General features: G+C 62.0%; 1 protein-coding gene. It reads left to right on the top strand.

Annotation, left to right across the window (positions count from 1 at the left end; translation table 11 throughout):
• Positions 1-186: 186 nt before the first annotated feature.
• A partial coding sequence (locus tag AU175_RS20975; RefSeq protein ID WP_066294646.1) for a VOC family protein occupies positions 187-926 on the top strand: 740 nt, incomplete at its 3' end.

The following is a 926-nucleotide window of genomic DNA, read 5'->3' as shown; positions in this document are numbered from 1 at the left end:
CCCCTGCCGGTGTCGGCCTGGGCCGCAGCCCTCAGCGATTTATCCAGGCCGGTGAAACCCTGGTCTCCCGGATTGAAGGGATCGGCGAAATCAGCCAGACCTTCATTTCTCCCGGCAAATAAACAGAACTGTACTGGCGCCGGATCCACGACCTACCTAAACCCCTGGATACAAAGGAGTAATCCCATGTCACTGCACCGTCTGACCCGCGTGGTGATGGGTGTGCCGAACGTCGCCGAAACGGCCGCCTATTATGAGGAATTCGGACTCGACCCTCTGGGCAACAACTCGTTCGGGACCCGGGACGGCGGCGAACAACTCAAAATCATCCACGCCCCCAGCCGCCGTCTGGTCGAACTCGGCGTCGGCGCCGACAACGATGACGACGTCGCCAAGGTCACCTCCCAGATGACCCGACTCGGTGTCCCGATCAACCACAACGGCACCGAACTGCTCGCCACCGAACCCGTCTCCGGGTTTACCGCCCGCATCCATGTCGCACCCCGGATCGCTCAGGAAAAAACTCCTGCCACCCCATACAACGGGCCAGGCCGCATCGACCGCTTCGGCCGGGCCCCCGGAGTCGTCAGGGACTACGTGATCAAGCCCCGCAAACTCGGGCACACCGTGATCGGCACCGTGAACCTGGAAGCAACCATGCGGTTCTTCACCGAAGGCATCGGCTTCAAAGTCAGCGACTACATCTCCGATAAAGGCGCGTTCATGCGCTGCTCAGTGGACCATCACAACGTCCTGGCCCTCGCCGCACCCGTGAACTTCCTGCACCACACCTCCTGGCAGGTCGATGACATCGACGACGTCGGCCGCGGCGCGAAAGCCATGCTCGAAAACAACCCCGAACGCCACATCTGGGGCCTCGGCCGGCACCACGCCGGCTCCAACTTTTTCTGGTACCTCAAAGACCC

Origin of the sequence: Arthrobacter sp. B6 (assembly GCF_001663775.1) — a bacterium.
GTDB lineage: Bacteria > Actinomycetota > Actinomycetes > Actinomycetales > Micrococcaceae > Arthrobacter.
This window is presented reverse-complemented; position numbering and strand designations above follow the sequence as displayed.